Raw genomic sequence first — 17,461 nt, 5'->3', positions numbered from 1 at the left:
GCTGGTCCGTGGTTATTTTTATAAGGAGCATAATATGAGATTTTATAAGAACGAACTTCTTATAGGAAAAGACAATGTAGAAAGACTAAAAAACAAAAAAGTATTGATAATCGGCTGTGGCGGAGTCGGAGGATTTGCAGCCGAAGCAATAGCAAGAAGCGGAATCTTCAATATTACAATAGCAGATAATGATATTATAGATATCACCAATTTAAACAGACAAATAATCTCTTTATCGTCAAATATAGGTAAATATAAAGTAGATGTATTATATGATAGGATAAAAGATATAAATCCAAGCTGCAATGTAATAAAAATAAAAGAATTTATCAATAGTGAAAATTTAAAAGATATAATAGAAAAAGATTTTGATTATGTAATAGATGCAATAGACTCAATGACCAGTAAAATTGATTTGATAGAGTATTGTTATAACAATGACATTAAAATAATATCTTCCATGGGTATGGGAAACAGATTATCTCCCGAAAACATAATAATAGATGATATATATAAAACCAAGTACTGCCCTATGGCAAAAATAATCAGAAAAGAACTAAGAAAGAGGAATATCAAACATTTAACGGTCTGCTATTCTAAGAATGAAGTAAACAAACGATATAAAGAGCCTTCCAGCATGATATTTGCACCAAGTGTATGTGGTATTAATATGGCTTATAAAGTAATAAACGATTTAATAGAAATTTAAGGAGAAAGATTATGGCAGTTGAATTTAAAAATGATTGGCAGGAAATTTTAAAAGATGAATTTCAAAAGGATTATTATAAGGAACTGAGAAAAAAACTGGTTTACGAATATAAACATTATAAAATATATCCGGATATGTATGATTTATTTAATGCACTTCATTATACTTCTTATGAAGATACTAAAATATGTATTATAGGTCAGGATCCGTACCACGGTGAGGGACAAGCTCACGGGCTTTCATTTTCCGTCAGAGAGGGTGTTCAGCCTCCCCCTTCCCTACTTAATATATATAAAGAAATGGAAGATGATTTGGGAATAAAGCCGCCTAAGACCGGATGTCTTATACCCTGGGCAAAACAAGGTGTACTATTATTAAATGCAGTACTTACAGTAAGAGCAAACAGTGCTGCGAGCCACAGAAGTCTCGGATGGGAAGAGTTTACAGACAGGATAATAGAACTTTTAAATGAGAGAGAGAAACCATTGGTATTTATACTTTGGGGAAATTTTGCTATTTCGAAAAAAGAGCTTATAACTAATCCCAATCACTTAATTTTAACAAGCCCTCATCCAAGCCCGCTATCCGCAAACAGAGGATTTTTCGGAAGTAAACCTTTCTCAAAAGCAAATGCTTTTTTAGAACAAACGGGCCAAACTCCTATCGATTTTTCTTTAGAATAATTTAAAAAACACTTTACAATTTATAAATATGGCAGTATATTATATAAAGACTTATTTTTAGGAGATAAATATGAAAAGCGGCATAAAAGAAGTATTAAGTTGGATAATAACAATTGCCATAGCTGTAATATTGGCATTACTTATAAGAACATATATATGCGAACCTGTAATGGTAAAACAGACCAGTATGTACCCTACCCTAAACGATTCGGATAAAGTACTGGCAAGCAAAATATCTTATTTGACAGGGGAACCTAAATTTCAGGATATAGCAGTCGTTAAGATTGATGAAAACAATGACTACGTGAAAAGAGTCATAGGACTTCCGGGAGATAGCGTTGAAATCAGGAACTCAAAGGTATACGTGAACGGAGAACAAATAGATGAACCATATATAAGTGACGATTTGGTATATGAAGATTATCCCTTGACTAAAGTACCGGAAGGGAAATATTTTGTAATGGGAGATAACAGACCTAATTCCGAAGACAGCAGGTCTGACAGAATAGGCTTAATATCAAGAGATCAATTCAAAGCTAAAATAGTTTACAGGCTTCTACCATTCAGTAAATTCGGTAAAGTAAATTAAAAGACCATTAAATATGGTCTTTTTTATTATTTATATTATGTAGTTGTAATTTTAATAGATATATCCAATTAGAAATCTATACTCTTTATAATATAAAAAGAAGCATAAGCTTCTTTTCAAATTTATTTAATTGTCATCTCTTCCCCCGGTTTTGTAAAGAAGTCCGTAGGAGGGAGTTCTCTCTCATATTTTTTAAACACTCTAAAAGTATTATATAGCCAGTTTCCCTTATCCATCTCCTTATTAGGTAGGTGTACAACGATAACTCTTCTTGGGTTTAATCTATTTATAAGTTCTCTTCCTGCTTTAAGACCTATATAAGGAAAAGGTGCGAATAAAACATCTATTTCTTTTTCAAACATACCCGCTTCTTCAAAGTTCTCGATAACAGGTGCACTGTCACCCAGATGCATGAAAGTCTTTCCGCCAAACTCAAAATAATAAGCAAAGTTGTCTACATCTTCATAATTTTTTCCGTCATGCTGCATTGATATAGCTTCAAAAGGGATATCTTTTAATCTTATAACTATAGACTTAGAATAAGGAATATCAAGCTCATGAACCTGAGAAACTATGATTGGGTCAAAGTTTGGTGCCTCTTTTAACATATCCCTTATTGTATATGTACAAATTAACTGAGTAAGTCTGTTATTTTTAAGTATCTCACAAACCGCAGAAGCATCAAAATGTTCACTATGATGATGAGTAAATATCATTACATCGATTTTATCATAAGGTTCCCTACCCTCTATCATACATTTCAAAGCTTTCTCATCGGTATTATAATAAGGAGGGACGAGCTTAGTATGCACTGCATCTATCAATACTTTTCTTCCCTTATTTTCAAGTAAAACGCCTGCATTGGCTATATATTCTAAGGTTACATTCTTTTTATTAAATGCCATAAAAAATACCTCTTTTTTCTTTATTGTATCGTTTTAATTATACAATTTTTTATACTTTTAAACAAGTTAATATAATTTGTTTTTAATATTTTATAAATAATTCTTTAATATAATTAGTTTATTATGTTAATATTAAATTGTATCTTAGAAAACAAGAGGAATATTATGAAATTAGATCAAGATAAAATTGAAATGCTTAGGGAGGAAACGGGCAGAGATTACGGATTTTGTCAGAAAGTACTATTAAAATGCAGGAATGATTACGATAAAGCACTTATATACATCGATAATTACGATGACAGATATTTTATAAGACTTTATAAACACGTTGTTTCAATAACTTTTGGAGAAAAAAGCTATCGTTTCAAAATAAACAGTATGGATGAAAATATTATTGACATACCATTATTGATACCTGTAGCTATTTGTATAATACTCCCAGTCCCTTCTGTTTTTATCGGACTTCTTATGATACTCATTATGATAACAAATTCATCCATAACACTTGATGTTATAAACAGCGAAGACGTTCCGATACCCCTTAAGAGAAAAGAAAGACTTAAGAAAAAGACAAATAAAAATAACAAAAAAAACACCACTATTGTAAATCACGCCAAAATCATTAAAGATAGTGAAGGCTACAGTATAATAGATATTAAATAAACATAGGAGAATGATATGAAAGAAATACTATTGGTAGAAGATGAACTCAAAATAGCAAGATTTTTGCAGCTTGAATTAACTCATGAAGGATATAATCTAACTGTTGCTACCGAAGGCAGAGACGGCTTACTCAAAGCAATGGATGAAAAATATGACCTTATAATACTTGATTTAATGCTCCCTAATTTAAGCGGTATCGAGATATGCAGAAGGCTTAGAGCAAATAAGATTACCACTCCGATTATTATGCTGACAGCAAAATCAGATGTTTCCGATAAAGTTATGGGTCTTGATATAGGTGCAGACGACTATATGACAAAACCATTTGCCATTGAAGAGCTTTTAGCAAGAATAAGAAAGATTTTATCAAGACAGGCAGTAATCAGCGAAACAAAGGAAAGAGAAGCCGTTATAAAGGCAGGTAAAATTACCCTCGATAAAAATACCTACACAGCTCACTTTGAGGATGAAGAAATTTCACTTACGAAAAAAGAGTTTGAGCTTTTAGAGTACTTGATGATAAATAAAAATATAGTACTTACAAGAGAACAAATAGTCAGCAATGTTTGGGGATACGACTATGAATCAGAAACAAACGTAACTGATGTATATATAAGATATTTAAGAAGTAAAATAGATCAAAAATATGATACACATTATATTAGAACCGTTAGAGGAATAGGCTATCAGTTTAAAGATGACGAAGAAGAATAAAAAAACTAAAGACAATAAAATACAAACTGCAAAAAAGGTAAAGAAAGCAAAGAGCATAAAACAAAAGACAGCTCTTTGGTATACTTACCTTTATCTTTTAATTGCGATAATTTCAGTTATAATATTAAGTATCACCCTACTTAGAAGCACATATAAAGAAGTATACAAAGAAAACAGCAAGATAGATAAAAGTATCACAAGTACTCTTAAAAACGGAAATTTTAACGATACAGAGTATATAAAAAACAACTTATCTAAAATAGAGAAAAAACATTCAGATTCCGTTATAGCCTTAATCAACTCAAACGGGAATTACTACTTACTCGATAAAAATGAAAAAATTGATAATTATATAAAAGGTTTGAAAAATAACTTTTGGTTTGAGTTAATACCAAGGGCGTCACTTCTCGATAAAGGCTATTTGGTCAGTAGCAGAGATATTGAAGCAAATAACGAAGTTTATAAACTTTTGATTTTTTATCCTGCCATGCCTTTTATAAACAAACTTGGGGCAGTACTTCCACCGGTAAGTATCGTTCTATTTTTAGGAGCGTTTATGATGCTTATACTGGGAAGAATGAAACTCGGTAAGATACTCTCACCTATAAATGAAATGAATAGGACTACAAGAAAAATAACTACTGAAAATTTAGACTTAAGGTTAGACGTTACAGGCGCGGAATATGAACTTCAGGAACTTGCAAAAACTACAAATGAAATGATTGACTCTTTTCAGGAGGCATATGAAAAACAGGAAAGGTTCGTATCTGACGTTTCCCATGAATTAAGAACACCTATATCTGTTATTTCAGGTTATGGAAATATGCTGAAACGCTGGGGAAAAGAAGATGAAGAAATACTTAACGAAAGCGTTGATTCTATTATATTCGAAGCGGAGAATATGAAAAACCTCGTAAACAGGTTACTGTTCCTTGCTAAATATGATAAGAAGAATTTAAACTATAAATTTGAGAAAACCAATTTAAGTGAAACAATAGGTATTGTAATAAAAGATTTAAGCGTTACTCATCCGGATATAACAATTCTGCACACTATAGATGATAATGTATATATTATGGCAGACGAATTCAGAATCATAGAAGTTATAAGGATATTTGTAGACAATGGAATAAAATATTCAAATAAAGATGATATTACATTAAAAATAATTTTACAAAAACAGGAAAATAATGCTATACTAACTATTAAAGATAATGGAATGGGTATAAAAGACGAAGACTTAAGAAACGTTTTTGATAGATTTTACCGAACGGATAAATCAAGAAATAAAGAAACCGGCGGTATGGGTCTGGGTCTAAGCATTGCAAAAGCTATCGTTCTCGACCATAAGGGCAGGATCAGAGTTAAGACAAAAGAAAATGAAGGCAGTGAATTTTCCATTATTTTACCTTTATTAAAATAACGAAAGGGAGATACATACATGGGAAATATGAAAAACTGGCTTGAAACCAGAAGTAAAGAAATATCAAGTCAAGTTGTGAATATCAATCAAAAAGAACTAACAGATGAAGGAATAAGCGGATTTGGAACTAAATTAAGAGTAACGGATATAATCAAAAATTTAGAAGCTGGTCTATTTCCGACTATATATGAAAAAGATTTAGATAATAAAGAATTTATAAATATTTATGTGAGAAAAAGACTTAATATGGCAGCTATGGAACTCAATGGCATAATAAGAGAAGTATTTATAAATATGTGTGATAAACTGGAAAAAGATAAAAACTGTGATAAATGCACTAAAAAAGCAGACGAAGCTACTATAAAGTTCATGGAAAGTATACCTAAAGTAAGAGAAATACTTTCTACCGATATCGTTGCAGCATACAACGGAGACCCTGCTGCAATGAGTATCGAAGAAATTCTCCTTAGTTATCCATACTTGGAAGCAATAACAATTCAAAGACTCGCACACGAACTATTCTTGCTGGAAGTCCCTTTAATTCCCAGGATCATGACTGAATATGCACATGCAAGAACAGGTATTGATATACATCCGGGAGCTAAAATAGGAAAATACTTCTTTATAGACCATGCTACAGGTGTTGTTATAGGTGAAACATGTGTAATAGGAGATAATGTAAAATTATATCAGGGAGTGACACTTGGAGCCAAGAGCTTCGAACTCGATGACGACGGTAATCCTGTAAAAGGAGTGAAGAGACATCCTAACATAGAGGATAACGTAATAATATATTCCGGAGCTACGATTCTCGGAGGAAATACAACCGTTGGTGAAGGCTCTATCATCGGAGGTAATGTATGGCTTACAACAAGCGTTCCTAAAAATTCAAGGGTATATAATAATACTCCGGATAATTTAATAGAAGTTGCAAAATAAAAACTGATAATCTTATCAGTTTTTTATTTTTATAGTAATTAATAATTCATTTCAATAAATCAACTCTTAAGGCTTATAATATAAAAATGTATATCCCGATATTTTCACTATACAAACATATGTCAACAAAATATCTCATTTAATCAATATAACTTATCCAATAATAATTATCTTAAACATAAAATTACCTTTTTAATATTAAATAAATTAAAATTATAATTTAACTAAGTGCTTATAAATTAAAGAAAATATGCACAATGTTTATTTTTTTATTTTTTGGTAAAAATATAATATAAATAAATTTAAAGGAGTGAAAAATTTTGAATAAATTTGTTTTATTATTAGTAATAATCGGCGCTATCAACTGGGGATTAATCGGATTTTTCCAATTTGACTTAGTTGCAGCAATTTTTGGAGGTCAAACTTCAATTATCAGCAGAATTGTTTATGCAGTTGTAGGTCTAGCAGGGCTTTATTCAATTAGTTTATTCAATAAGGTTGATTAATTACTATAAAGTTGTAAGATATAATATTTATATGGAATCATAATTATAAAGCCGATTACTTAATAAATCGGCTTTATTTTTATTTATATATTCCATACTAAATAATTCATTACTTATCCCTTATTGACAAACTAGTCAATCATGATTATTATTTATAATATAATGTTTTAAGGACGGTTTAAAAATGCCAAGACCAAGAAAATGTAAAAATGTTTGTAAATTACCTGATATTAAATATTTTGAAGGCAGAAATAAAAATGAAAACTTAGAGCCAATCATAATGGATGTTGAAGAATATGAAGTAATAAGACTAATGGATAAAGAAAAACTAACACAAGAAGAATGTGCAGTTCAAATGAATGTATCAAGACCAACGATACAGCTTTTATACACAAGTGCCAGAAGAAAAGTAGCAGAATTTTTAACTACGGGAACAAGTTTAAAAATCGAAGGCGGAACCTATGAAGTCTGCGATAATCAATCCTCGGGATGCAACTGTACTCACTGCAAATGCAATAATTATGATAAATAAAAAAGAGCATATGATATGCTCTTTTTTTATGCTTCCCAAGATAATTTTTTACCTGCTAATAAATGAAAATGTAAATGATGAACACTTTGTCCACCTTCATCTCCGCAGTTGTTTATTATCCTAAACCCTTTTTCATCATATCCTTCGTCTTTAGCAAGCCTAACACAAATACTAAAAACATAACTAACGATATCATCGTTCTTTTCAACATCTAATATTGATGAATAATGCTTTTTAGGAATTATAAGTACATGATACGGAGCAATAGGTTCAATATCTTTAAAAGCATATACTTTCTCGTCCTCATACACTTTTGTAGAAGGGATTTCTCCATTTATAATCTTACAAAATAAACAATCACTCATTTTAAACCTCCAATTTATTTTAATTCATAATTTTTAAAATAAAATCTATAATTTTTTTTGTACAATTAATTTTATTGTCTACATATTTATCTGCAAAAATATTTATACGTTCCATATCATATATATTATTATCAATATCTTTGATGATATCAGATGCATTATAAGATATTAAACCGGGAACTTCTTTCTCAAAATTAATATAAAAATTTCTGTTATCTTTGTAATCATCTAAATCATACGTATAAAAGTAAATAGGTTTCTTATTTAAAGCTACTTCATATATAATTGCAGAATAGTCGGTGATTACATAATCAGCTACAGTAATCATTTCAAGCGTTTCAAAAGTTCTGTCATTAATAATATTCTTACTGTAAATATTTTCTATATTTACTTCTGTAAGTGGATGTGTCTTCAAGATAAAGTTATATTTATCAAAATTGATATTATTAATCAGTTCCGTTATTGCATCAGTATCATTACCGTTTTTTCTAAAGGTAGGTGCATATAAAATATTTTTTTTATCTTTTAAAATAGGATAATGTTTAATTATATCATTCCTTTTACTTTCTGATAATTCGCTATTACAAAGCAAATCTACCCTTGGTAAAGGCATTACCCTTATAATATCTTTCTCACATTTGTAAGCCTCAGATAAATAATCTATACAATTTTTACTACTTACAAATACATAATTATAATTTTCATGCATTTTCATTAACTTAGCAATTTTTGAACTTCTTCCTTCACCGCTATCTAATATACTATATCCAAATTTCTTCATAGAACCTAATCCGTGCCACATTTGAATAATTTTTAAATTTTTTTTATGTTTTAATATACTGGCTACTATACAATACGAATCTAGAACAATAACTTTAGAAGTAGACAAATGGTACATTTGTTTAAACATATGAAAAATATATAATATTTTTGATTTTATCCCTGATTCCAGACATTTACATAATACTACAACCCTTATATCATCTATTTTATTTAGTTGATCACATAACATTTTAATATCGATTGAAGGACTATTCGCTTGCCGGCTGATAAAAGTTATTTTATTTTTAGTTGGAAGTGGTTTTAAAAACAAATAAATAATATTTAAAAATAAAATACCTAATTTTATAATTATACTCAAAATAATATCTCCACACTTTTATATTTATTTATTATTATTTAAAATTAAATCAACAAATCTTTGTGATGCATGCCCGTCACATCCGTTTAAAAACCGATCATAGAAACTATTAATTTTATCATAATCGATTTGACTACTGCCTATACAATTTATCAACTCATCCATATTTCTTGCAATAGGACCGTAGATGTATTCATCATAATCATAAAAAAAGTCCCTATCTTCTATATATTCTTTTAGATCAGGTGCATAATAAATTATATTTTTTTTAAAAAATGAATATTCAAATATGACGGATGAGTAGTCGGTTATTAAAATATCTGTAATAAACAATAAATCATTAATTTCTCTTTCCGAAGAAAAATCTATCACTCTGTTCTTTAAATCATCATGTATTTGCATACTTTGTTTGATAAAAGGATGTAATTTAATACCAAAAATATATTTATCATCTATTTTATTTAATAGTTTTCTTATATCTAAATATTCATTAGGATAAAAAGCATCTTTTCTAGTTTCTCCTCTAAAAGTCGGAGCAAATAATATAACTTTTTTATCCTTTATGATCGGATATTTATTTTCTAATTTTCTTGTGATTTTATCTTTATAAATTTTATCGAAAAAAACATCTGTTCTTGGAACCCCTATTGGATGAATCTTATCTTCAGTTACTCCAAAAGCCTCTGCGAAATTTCTAACGACACCGCTTCCGCTAACAATAACATCCGTATAATTTTTATGTGTAAGAGAAGTTTTAATTGTACTTCCCTTCTTTCCCATTCTACTAAATCCCATTCTTTTAAAAGCACCGGTCGAATGCCATACTTGGATGAGTTTAGTACCTTTTCTAAGTTTTAAAGGATATATCATTTTTGTATAATCATCTATTATAGTATATTTTGAACTAGCTATATTTTTTAGTATTTTCGATCTGCCGGTAGAATCATTTTCTAAACAAATATTAATATTAAAATCACTGTTTTTTATTTTATCATAAATAAAAAATAAATTGCCGCTCAAGTTCTCTCTAGATACTGAAAATAAAAAAACAGATTTATCATCAACCTTTGTTGTTAATTTATAATAATCATAAATAATTATGTCCTTTATACTCATTAATTTTTGTAATAACGGGAAAAGAAAAGCCGGACAAAGTTCTCTAATATTCATATCTAAGCTCCTTTAATATATAATAGTAAACTACTAAATGTTAAACATTTAGTAGTTTTTTAATTATTCCATCTCTATATTAAAATTATAAGCGGAACTTTCTTTTTCACTGCCTTCCTTAACTCTTTCAATTAAAGTTTTGTCATCTTTTTCAAAAATATAAGGTATAGAATAAACTCCTCCGCCTTCAAATTTATTACTTATAATAGTAAAATCCCTCTTAGTAGCAAATTTTATATCCATACCTGATCTATTATCCCAAAATTCACCTGCTATTTTATATGCTCCCGGAAGCAATCTTGAATTAGGTATAACAAATCTAAATACATGTCTTCCTTTTGATATATCAATCATATTATTTTTATCTTGCTTATCCGTAGAAAAAATTTCATTATCTGAAACATCTCTTATTGAAAAGCAACAAACCATATCATTTTCAATATTAGTCTTAACATCATATTCCACTTCAAATATAATATTATCTCTATAATTAAAATCAGTTGTATTATTAGGCGCATTTACAGGATTTATAATCCTTACATGTCTAAAATCTAAAATATCTTTTCTAGATAGAATCAGCTCAATTTCTTCTTCTTCTTTTTCTTCAATAGTTTGTATTTTTTTTCTTTTTCTTATATCTTTTAGATAATCTTCGTATAATTTAGTTACCGCAGGGGTTTCACCTTGTACAACGAGCTCACCATCTTTGATCCACATTGACTTTGTACAAAAACCCTTAATCATTCCTAGAGCATGGCTTACAAATAAAATAGTTTTGCCCTGTTTTCTAAATTCATCCATTTTTGATAAACACTTCAATTTAAAAGTATCGTCACCGACAGCTAACACTTCATCTACAATCAATATGTCAGGATCTACATTAACATTTATAGCAAAACCAAGTCTTGATTTCATTCCAGAAGAATATGTTCTTACCGGTTGGTATAAATAGTCGCCAATATCGGCGAATTCAGCTATATTTTCAACTTTCTTTTCGATTTCTTCATTTGAAATCCCAAGGATTGTGGCCTTCAAAAATATATTTTCAAATCCTGTAAGCTCACTATCAAAACCAGAAGTAAGTTCAAGCATGGCAGAAATTCTACCTCGTGCATCAATAATACCATTAGTAGGTTTTACCACACCAGTTATCATTTTAAGTAGGGTTGATTTACCTGATCCGTTAGTACCAAGTATACCTATCGTTTCACCTTTGGGAATATTTATATTTAAATCTTTAAGAGCATAAAATTCTCTATAAGAAACTTTAGACGAAAATGCATTTAAAACTCTATACCAAGACTTATCATATATTTTATACATTTTAGATAAATCTTTAATTTTAATCGCAATATTATCTTCGGGGATATCATTACTCCAAACATTTGCTTTTTCGATTTCTTTAGCAATTTTATAGTAAGGAGCCATATCTACATTTACTTTTTTTGTATTATTAAAATTTGCTTTAGCCATGACTACCTCCTATAATACATCCGCAAACTCACTATGAAGTTTATTATATAAATATGACGTTAATAAGGCAAATAAAATAGTAAATACAATCATATATATCGTATAGTGAGGTCTTTCAAAAAACCAAGTATGAAATAAAAGAGTATCCCTATACCCTTGTACAAAATAATAAAATGGATTTAGCTTAAGTATTGTCATTAATAAAGACGTATCGTTCATTTTATCTGCACCCCAAATAATAGGAGATAACCAGAAGAATATCATACTTGTAGATTTAACTAATTGTTCAAAGTCTCTGCTTATTACAGCAAGGGTTGATAAAAAAGTACAAAGTATGCAGCAGAATAAAAACATAAAAATAGTATAATACAGTATCTGTATATAATATATCGTTGGTAAATACCCAAAAATGGCAAGAACTACGATTACCAAAACAAGTAATATTAAATGCGAAATAAACTGTGCTAGTGTATAATATACAGGTATAGTTTGTACAGGGAAAACTGTCTTTGTAACAAGATGGTTGTCTCTTCTGATAGCTGAAACGCCACCGTTTAGAATATCACTAATGAAGAACCATGCAATGATTCCGCTCATTAACCAAAAAATATAAGGTATATGCCCTCCAACGGGCTTGCCGCCTCTAATACCTATTTCTATACCAAACCAATAAACAAATATAAATAATATAGGTCTTACAAGAGACCAGGCAACACCTAAAGCTGAACCGGAATACATTTTTTTAAGTGTCATCTTAGCCATCTTCCATGTTTGTGTTTTATATTTAATGTTTGATTTTACTAATTCTATTAAGCTTTTGATAGCTCTTATCATAATAAAACTCCTTTTCAATTATATAAAAAATATAATTAGCATAATAGCACATGATAAATTATAATACAACAAAAAATATTAAAAGTCAAATTTCATATACCTGTAAAAACTAAAAAAAGCCTTTATTTAAAGGCTTTTTTAGTTTTTACTATATTTCGTTTTTTATGTATTTTAGCCAAAATATCTTTGAAGTAATCCTTCAAACGCTTTACCATGTCTAGCTTCGTCTCTAGCCATTTCATGAACTGTATCATGAATTGCATCTAAGTTAGCTTCTTTAGCTCTCTTAGCAAGGTCAAATTTACCTGCAGTTGCGCCGTTTTCAGCTTCTACTCTCATTTCAAGGTTTTTCTTTGTACTGTCTGTTACAACTTCACCAAGTAATTCAGCGAATTTTGCAGCATGTTCGGCTTCTTCATAAGCAGCTTTTTCCCAGTAAAGACCTATTTCAGGATAACCTTCTCTGTGAGCTACTCTTGCCATTGCAAGATACATACCAACTTCTGAGCATTCTCCTTCAAAGTTAGCTCTCAAATCTGCAATAATATCTTCACTAACACCTTTTGCAACACCTACAACGTGTTCTGCTGCCCAAGTTCTGTCTCCGCCCATTTCTTGGAATTTCTCAGCAGGAACGTGACATTGTGGACATTCTGCCGGTGGATTTTCTCCTTCGTGTACATAACCGCATACTGTGCATACCCATTTTTTCATAATAATTATCTCCTTTTCAATTTAAAATTTATTTATCTTTTTTTATATTTTAATAGCAAATTGCTATCATTAACTGTTTTAATTACATTTCAGCTACTATTTTATGTTCGTCGCCAAAATTATTCTCTTTTTTTATTTCTTTTAATTTCTTTTCTAGAAATTTTGTATGCTCACTGTCTTCATAATCCGTAATTTCATTTGTTTGACTATTATATATATGAACATGAAAATCAGTATTAGCATCAAATCTCATCATATTATTCTCATCATCCCTGACTTTTATAATGACGCCTTTTTCAAGAAAAGCCTCTATAATATTATATACTGTAGCAAGAGAGAATTTATTTCCTAGACTGTTTAGATGTTCTTTTATCATCTCGGCACTGGGATGTTCTTTACTGTTTAACATATACTCATAAACAGCAATCCTATTAGGTGTAGCTTTTAATCCATGAGATCTTATAATTTCTTTTACATCTAATTTTTCCATGACTTTCTCCTTTCTACGTTTTATAAATTAGAATGATTATAATTTAATTATATAAACTTTTCCAAATTTGTCAATAGTTTTTTACTAAATTTTTAAAATAATTTATAATCATTCTAATTTATTTAAAATCATTATATAACTCTATTTATATAAATACAATAAGTTTATTTAAAATTTATCTATATTGATGATTTTATTTATTTAATTTCTATAAAATATGATAAAATATAAATAATAGAAATTTATAGGGGAATTATCAATGAAAAACAAAAGAATAATATACACATTATTATCAATATTATTAATTCTATTATTTACAAATACCGTTTATGCTCAAAATAAAACAGAAGAAAAATATGATCCCAATAATGTATTGGTGGTTTTTAGAGATAATATTTCAAATTCTAAAAAATCTAGAATGTTATCTAAAGAAAATTTAAACATTGAAGAAACTGTTGATAAAAAAGAAAACATAGAATTAGTTGAAGTACCTAAAGACTCAAGTGTTGAAGAAACACTAAAAACTCTTAATGAAAAAAGCGAAGTATTATATGCACAGCCTAACTTTAAATATAAGGCTTTATCCACTACAAACGATCCAAATGTAATAAATTCATCTTTAGAAAAATTTCAATGGCATTTAAAATATACAAATATAGCAGGAAATGATACGACAGCATGGAACTATTCGACAGGTAAAAATGTAAAAATAGCTATTTTAGATACAGGCGCTTATATTTCAAATCCTGACCTTAGTAATGTTGCAGGCACCTATAATGCAACAAATGGTTCAACAACTGTAACCGACAGTATTGGACACGGAACACACGTAGCAGGTATTACAGCAGCAAAAGGAAATAATAAAACACTCGGTGCTGGAGTTGCTTATGATTCAAATCTATATATTGTAAAAGTTTTTAGAGGAAATGATGCCTATACATCTGATATTATAAACGGATATAAATGGGCTGTAAATAAAGGATGCAGAGTTATTAATATGAGCCTTGGAGGATATGGTTATGACAATGACGCAACTTACGGAGACAGAGCATTAGAAAATATAATAAATACTAATTATAATAAATCAGCAAACAGTGTTCTTACAGTTTGTGCAGCGGGAAATGGAGACGGTAGAAATGGATATCCTGATTATTCCTACCCTTCTGATTATCCTAATAGCTACTCCGTTGTTGCTCTACAATATGATTCTAAAGGAAATCCAACAAGAGCAAAATATTCAGATTATAATAAATATAAAGATATAGCTGCTCCCGGCAGTAATATTAATTCATTAAGTAATAAATCAAAAAATGAATTAAAGACAGACTCAGGTACCAGTATGGCAGCACCTTTCGTTTCCGGAGTAGCAGGGCTCATAATGTCAGCAAATCCAACTTTATCGGCAAAAGAAGTGGTAGATATAATCAACTCTACAGCAAATGATTTAGGAGCAAAAGGAAGAGATGATTATTACGGTTACGGAGAAATAAATCCTTTACAGGCATTACATAAATCTACTTTATTATCCCTAAATAAAAGAAGTGATTATGACCTTTCAACATCTCCTCTTTCAATATCAATGTACACGGGAGAAAACGTAAATGCTGAAATAACTATTACGGATAACAAAAACAAAGTAATAAAAACATTTAATTTAAATAATATTTCTACAAGAAATTCATCAATAAAATGGGATTATACCGACAATGAAGGTAATAGCGTAAATGCAGGAACATATAAAATAAACGCAGTATTTACCGAAAATAGTGATACAACAAAGTTATCTTATAATTTTACATTAAACAAAACCGCAGAAGTATTAAATCTGCAATCTTCTTATGCTCCGCTCCCAAATACAAAGTTATCTGCAACTATTAAGCTAAATATAAATTGTAATTTAACTGCAAAAATGTATGATGAAAATGGCAATGTAATAAAAACCATATATAATAATGCTAATGTTAATAAAGGAAATCATAATTTTTCTTGGAATTATATGGATGATGATAATAAATTGATACCATCCGGAACATATAAATTTAAAATATCTGTTAAAAATGGTGATACTACAAAAGAATACACAAAAGATATAAAAATAACAATACCTGCAAAAGCTTCGATATCAAAAGTTTCGGTCACATCATCAATAAAGAGAAATGATTTTAATAAAGCGAGTATTAAATATACTATCAATAATCAATGTGTAACCTCGATAAAAATTTATAATTCAAAAGGTACAATCGTTAAGAGTATTTCGGGAAACCGAAAAGGAAATAATACAGAATACTGGAATTTAAAAGATACTAAAGATAAATTAGTACCTGCGGGAACATATAAAGTGATTATTTCGGGATATAATATATCAGGAAAATTTGAAGTAACAAAATATATTAAAGTAACTAATCCAAACAAAGTAAACATATCTCGTTTTAAAAGTACGTCAAAAGTTATAAGAGCCAGCGGATACTATACATCAACAAGATTTTATCTAAACGAAGATGCGAGGATCAAAGTTTTAATTACATCAACTAAAAATAAAACACTGCATACTATAGTAAATAAAGTATATAAAAAGGGCAGTTATAATGTAAAATGGAATTTAAAAAATAGTAAAAATAAATTTTTTTCACCAGGTAAATATAAAATTGTCATATATGCTTCAAATAGCAGAAATACTTTTAAAAAATCAGCATATGTTACATTAATCAAAAAGAAACCAAATATAAAAGTAAATAAATTAAAATCAAGCTATAAAATAAGAGGTCGTAAAAATAATCCTACGATAAAAGTAAAAACAAATACTATCGGAAAAATCACTGTAAGAGTATATAATCGTAAGAATAAATTAATAAAAACAATAGCTAAAAATAAAACTTATAAAACGGGTACATATAAATTTAAATGGAATGGTAGAAACGGTAAAAATAAAAAAGGTTCTAAAACAAAGTATTATTTTAAAGTTACCATAAAAAATGAAAATGGAAGTAAGACCATAAAAACAAAACAATTTAAATATAAATAAAAAAGACTCTTTTGAGTCTTTTTTATTTATAAAATTGCGGTTACGCCATAAGTAAGCATCATTATAAGTATACCTGCGGTTAGAACCCCCAAAACTATAGGAAGTATTGCATCTTTTAGCCTTATATCCAAAAACGCAGCTACTAATGAACCGGTCCAAGCTCCTGTCCCAGGAAGAGGGATTGCGACAAATAGAAACAATCCGAACTTCTGATATTTTTTTACTTTCTGCCCTTTTAAATGTGCTTTGTTTTCCAATTTATCTATCATACTACTTAGTTTAGGCATATATTTCCTAATAAGTACAAATATTTTTCTAATAAATAATATTATAAACGGAACAGGAATTAAATTCCCGATAACTGAAGCAATATAGGCAGCAGGGAAACTTAATCCACTGGCTATCCCAACGGGAAGACCTCCCCTTAGTTCGATTATTGGTACCATAGATATTAGTAATGTATATAAAAAACTATTCAAAATATTTATCCCTCATATTCAATTTAATTACTTTTTTATATTACAATATATGCAATATATAAGTCAAACCTTTTAATAAAATTATAATAAAAGCGGTTATTCATTAGAAC

At 29.1% G+C, this 17,461-nt stretch carries 19 protein-coding genes; 10 read left to right on the top strand and 9 right to left on the bottom strand.

Translation table 11 applies throughout. The annotated features are described in order from the left end of the window. The first annotated feature begins 34 nt into the window (after positions 1-34). From NSA01_RS05520 to lepB, 3 genes are all read left to right on the top strand, one after another. Positions 35-709 carry a tRNA threonylcarbamoyladenosine dehydratase gene (locus NSA01_RS05520; protein ID WP_257480510.1) on the top strand — a complete coding sequence of 225 codons (675 nt, stop codon included), beginning with the start codon at positions 35-37 and terminating at the stop codon, positions 707-709. Positions 710-720: 11 nt separating this feature from the next. Continuing rightward, on the top strand, positions 721-1,392 hold the full coding sequence (locus NSA01_RS05515) for a uracil-DNA glycosylase (RefSeq protein WP_257480509.1): 672 nt from the start codon (positions 721-723) through the stop codon (positions 1,390-1,392). 70 nt (positions 1,393-1,462) lie between these two features. After that, positions 1,463-1,981 (top strand): signal peptidase I, encoded by a 519-nt coding sequence (lepB, locus tag NSA01_RS05510; protein WP_257480508.1) that lies wholly within the window; start codon positions 1,463-1,465, stop codon positions 1,979-1,981. A 122-nt stretch (positions 1,982-2,103) separates the two neighbouring features. Here the strand turns inward: lepB and NSA01_RS05505 are convergent, their stop codons facing one another. Beyond that, a complete protein-coding gene (locus tag NSA01_RS05505; RefSeq protein WP_257480507.1) occupies positions 2,104-2,886 on the bottom strand; it encodes an MBL fold metallo-hydrolase in 783 nt (260 codons plus the stop codon). Positions 2,887-3,051: 165 nt separating this feature from the next. Here NSA01_RS05505 and NSA01_RS05500 point away from each other — a divergent pair, with 165 nt between their 5' ends. From NSA01_RS05500 to NSA01_RS05475, 6 genes are all read left to right on the top strand, one after another. Continuing rightward, positions 3,052-3,549 carry a hypothetical protein gene (locus NSA01_RS05500; protein ID WP_257480506.1) on the top strand — a complete coding sequence of 166 codons (498 nt, stop codon included), beginning with the start codon at positions 3,052-3,054 and terminating at the stop codon, positions 3,547-3,549. Between the two features lie 15 nt (positions 3,550-3,564). Further along, positions 3,565-4,263, top strand: a complete 699-nt coding sequence (locus NSA01_RS05495; RefSeq protein WP_257480505.1) for a response regulator transcription factor — start codon at positions 3,565-3,567, stop codon at positions 4,261-4,263. Next, complete coding sequence (locus NSA01_RS05490) at positions 4,247-5,686, top strand: sensor histidine kinase (RefSeq protein ID WP_257480504.1); 1,440 nt, start codon at positions 4,247-4,249, stop codon at positions 5,684-5,686. The genes NSA01_RS05495 and NSA01_RS05490 overlap by 17 nt, the downstream gene beginning before the upstream one ends. Positions 5,687-5,704: 18 nt before the next feature. Continuing rightward, positions 5,705-6,625, top strand: coding sequence for a serine O-acetyltransferase (locus tag NSA01_RS05485; protein ID WP_257480503.1), 921 nt, complete (start codon positions 5,705-5,707; stop codon positions 6,623-6,625). Between the two features lie 320 nt (positions 6,626-6,945). Further along, a complete protein-coding gene (locus NSA01_RS05480) occupies positions 6,946-7,131 on the top strand; it encodes a DUF378 domain-containing protein (RefSeq protein WP_007049671.1) in 186 nt (61 codons plus the stop codon). A gap of 184 nt (positions 7,132-7,315) precedes the next feature. After that, positions 7,316-7,663 (top strand): DUF134 domain-containing protein, encoded by a 348-nt coding sequence (locus NSA01_RS05475; protein WP_257480502.1) that lies wholly within the window; start codon positions 7,316-7,318, stop codon positions 7,661-7,663. Positions 7,664-7,689: 26 nt separating this feature from the next. Here NSA01_RS05475 and NSA01_RS05470 read toward each other — a convergent pair whose 3' ends face one another. From NSA01_RS05470 to NSA01_RS05440, 7 genes are all read right to left on the bottom strand, one after another. Beyond that, a complete protein-coding gene (locus NSA01_RS05470) occupies positions 7,690-8,028 on the bottom strand; it encodes a histidine triad nucleotide-binding protein (RefSeq protein WP_257480501.1) in 339 nt (112 codons plus the stop codon). 19 nt (positions 8,029-8,047) lie between these two features. Next, the gene (locus tag NSA01_RS05465; RefSeq protein WP_257480500.1) at positions 8,048-9,169 is read right to left on the bottom strand and encodes a CDP-glycerol glycerophosphotransferase family protein; all 1,122 of its coding nucleotides are present in this window, start codon (positions 9,167-9,169) and stop codon (positions 8,048-8,050) included. Positions 9,170-9,193: 24 nt separating this feature from the next. After that, positions 9,194-10,339, bottom strand: coding sequence for a CDP-glycerol glycerophosphotransferase family protein (locus NSA01_RS05460; RefSeq protein WP_257480499.1), 1,146 nt, complete (start codon positions 10,337-10,339; stop codon positions 9,194-9,196). A 63-nt stretch (positions 10,340-10,402) separates the two neighbouring features. Next, positions 10,403-11,812, bottom strand: coding sequence for an ABC transporter ATP-binding protein (locus NSA01_RS05455; protein WP_257480498.1), 1,410 nt, complete (start codon positions 11,810-11,812; stop codon positions 10,403-10,405). Positions 11,813-11,821: 9 nt separating this feature from the next. Continuing rightward, positions 11,822-12,646, bottom strand: a complete 825-nt coding sequence (locus tag NSA01_RS05450) for an ABC transporter permease (RefSeq protein WP_257480497.1) — start codon at positions 12,644-12,646, stop codon at positions 11,822-11,824. A gap of 171 nt (positions 12,647-12,817) precedes the next feature. Further along, on the bottom strand, positions 12,818-13,360 hold the full coding sequence (locus NSA01_RS05445; protein WP_257480496.1) for an NADH peroxidase: 543 nt from the start codon (positions 13,358-13,360) through the stop codon (positions 12,818-12,820). A gap of 82 nt (positions 13,361-13,442) precedes the next feature. Continuing rightward, the gene (locus NSA01_RS05440) at positions 13,443-13,850 is read right to left on the bottom strand and encodes a Fur family transcriptional regulator (protein ID WP_257480495.1); all 408 of its coding nucleotides are present in this window, start codon (positions 13,848-13,850) and stop codon (positions 13,443-13,445) included. Positions 13,851-14,109: 259 nt separating this feature from the next. On the opposite strand from NSA01_RS05440, the gene NSA01_RS05435 reads away from it, so the two are divergent. Continuing rightward, positions 14,110-16,872, top strand: coding sequence for a S8 family serine peptidase (locus tag NSA01_RS05435; RefSeq protein ID WP_257480492.1), 2,763 nt, complete (start codon positions 14,110-14,112; stop codon positions 16,870-16,872). Positions 16,873-16,898: 26 nt separating this feature from the next. Here NSA01_RS05435 and NSA01_RS05430 read toward each other — a convergent pair whose 3' ends face one another. Then, on the bottom strand, positions 16,899-17,351 hold the full coding sequence (locus tag NSA01_RS05430; RefSeq protein ID WP_306813857.1) for a COG2426 family protein: 453 nt from the start codon (positions 17,349-17,351) through the stop codon (positions 16,899-16,901). Positions 17,352-17,461 lie beyond the last annotated feature (110 nt).

It is taken from the genome of Anaerofustis stercorihominis (assembly GCF_024623185.1).
Classification (GTDB): domain Bacteria; phylum Bacillota; class Clostridia; order Eubacteriales; family Anaerofustaceae; genus Anaerofustis.
Note: the sequence above shows the minus strand (reverse complement) of the source record. Positions and strands in the feature narration are given on the sequence as shown.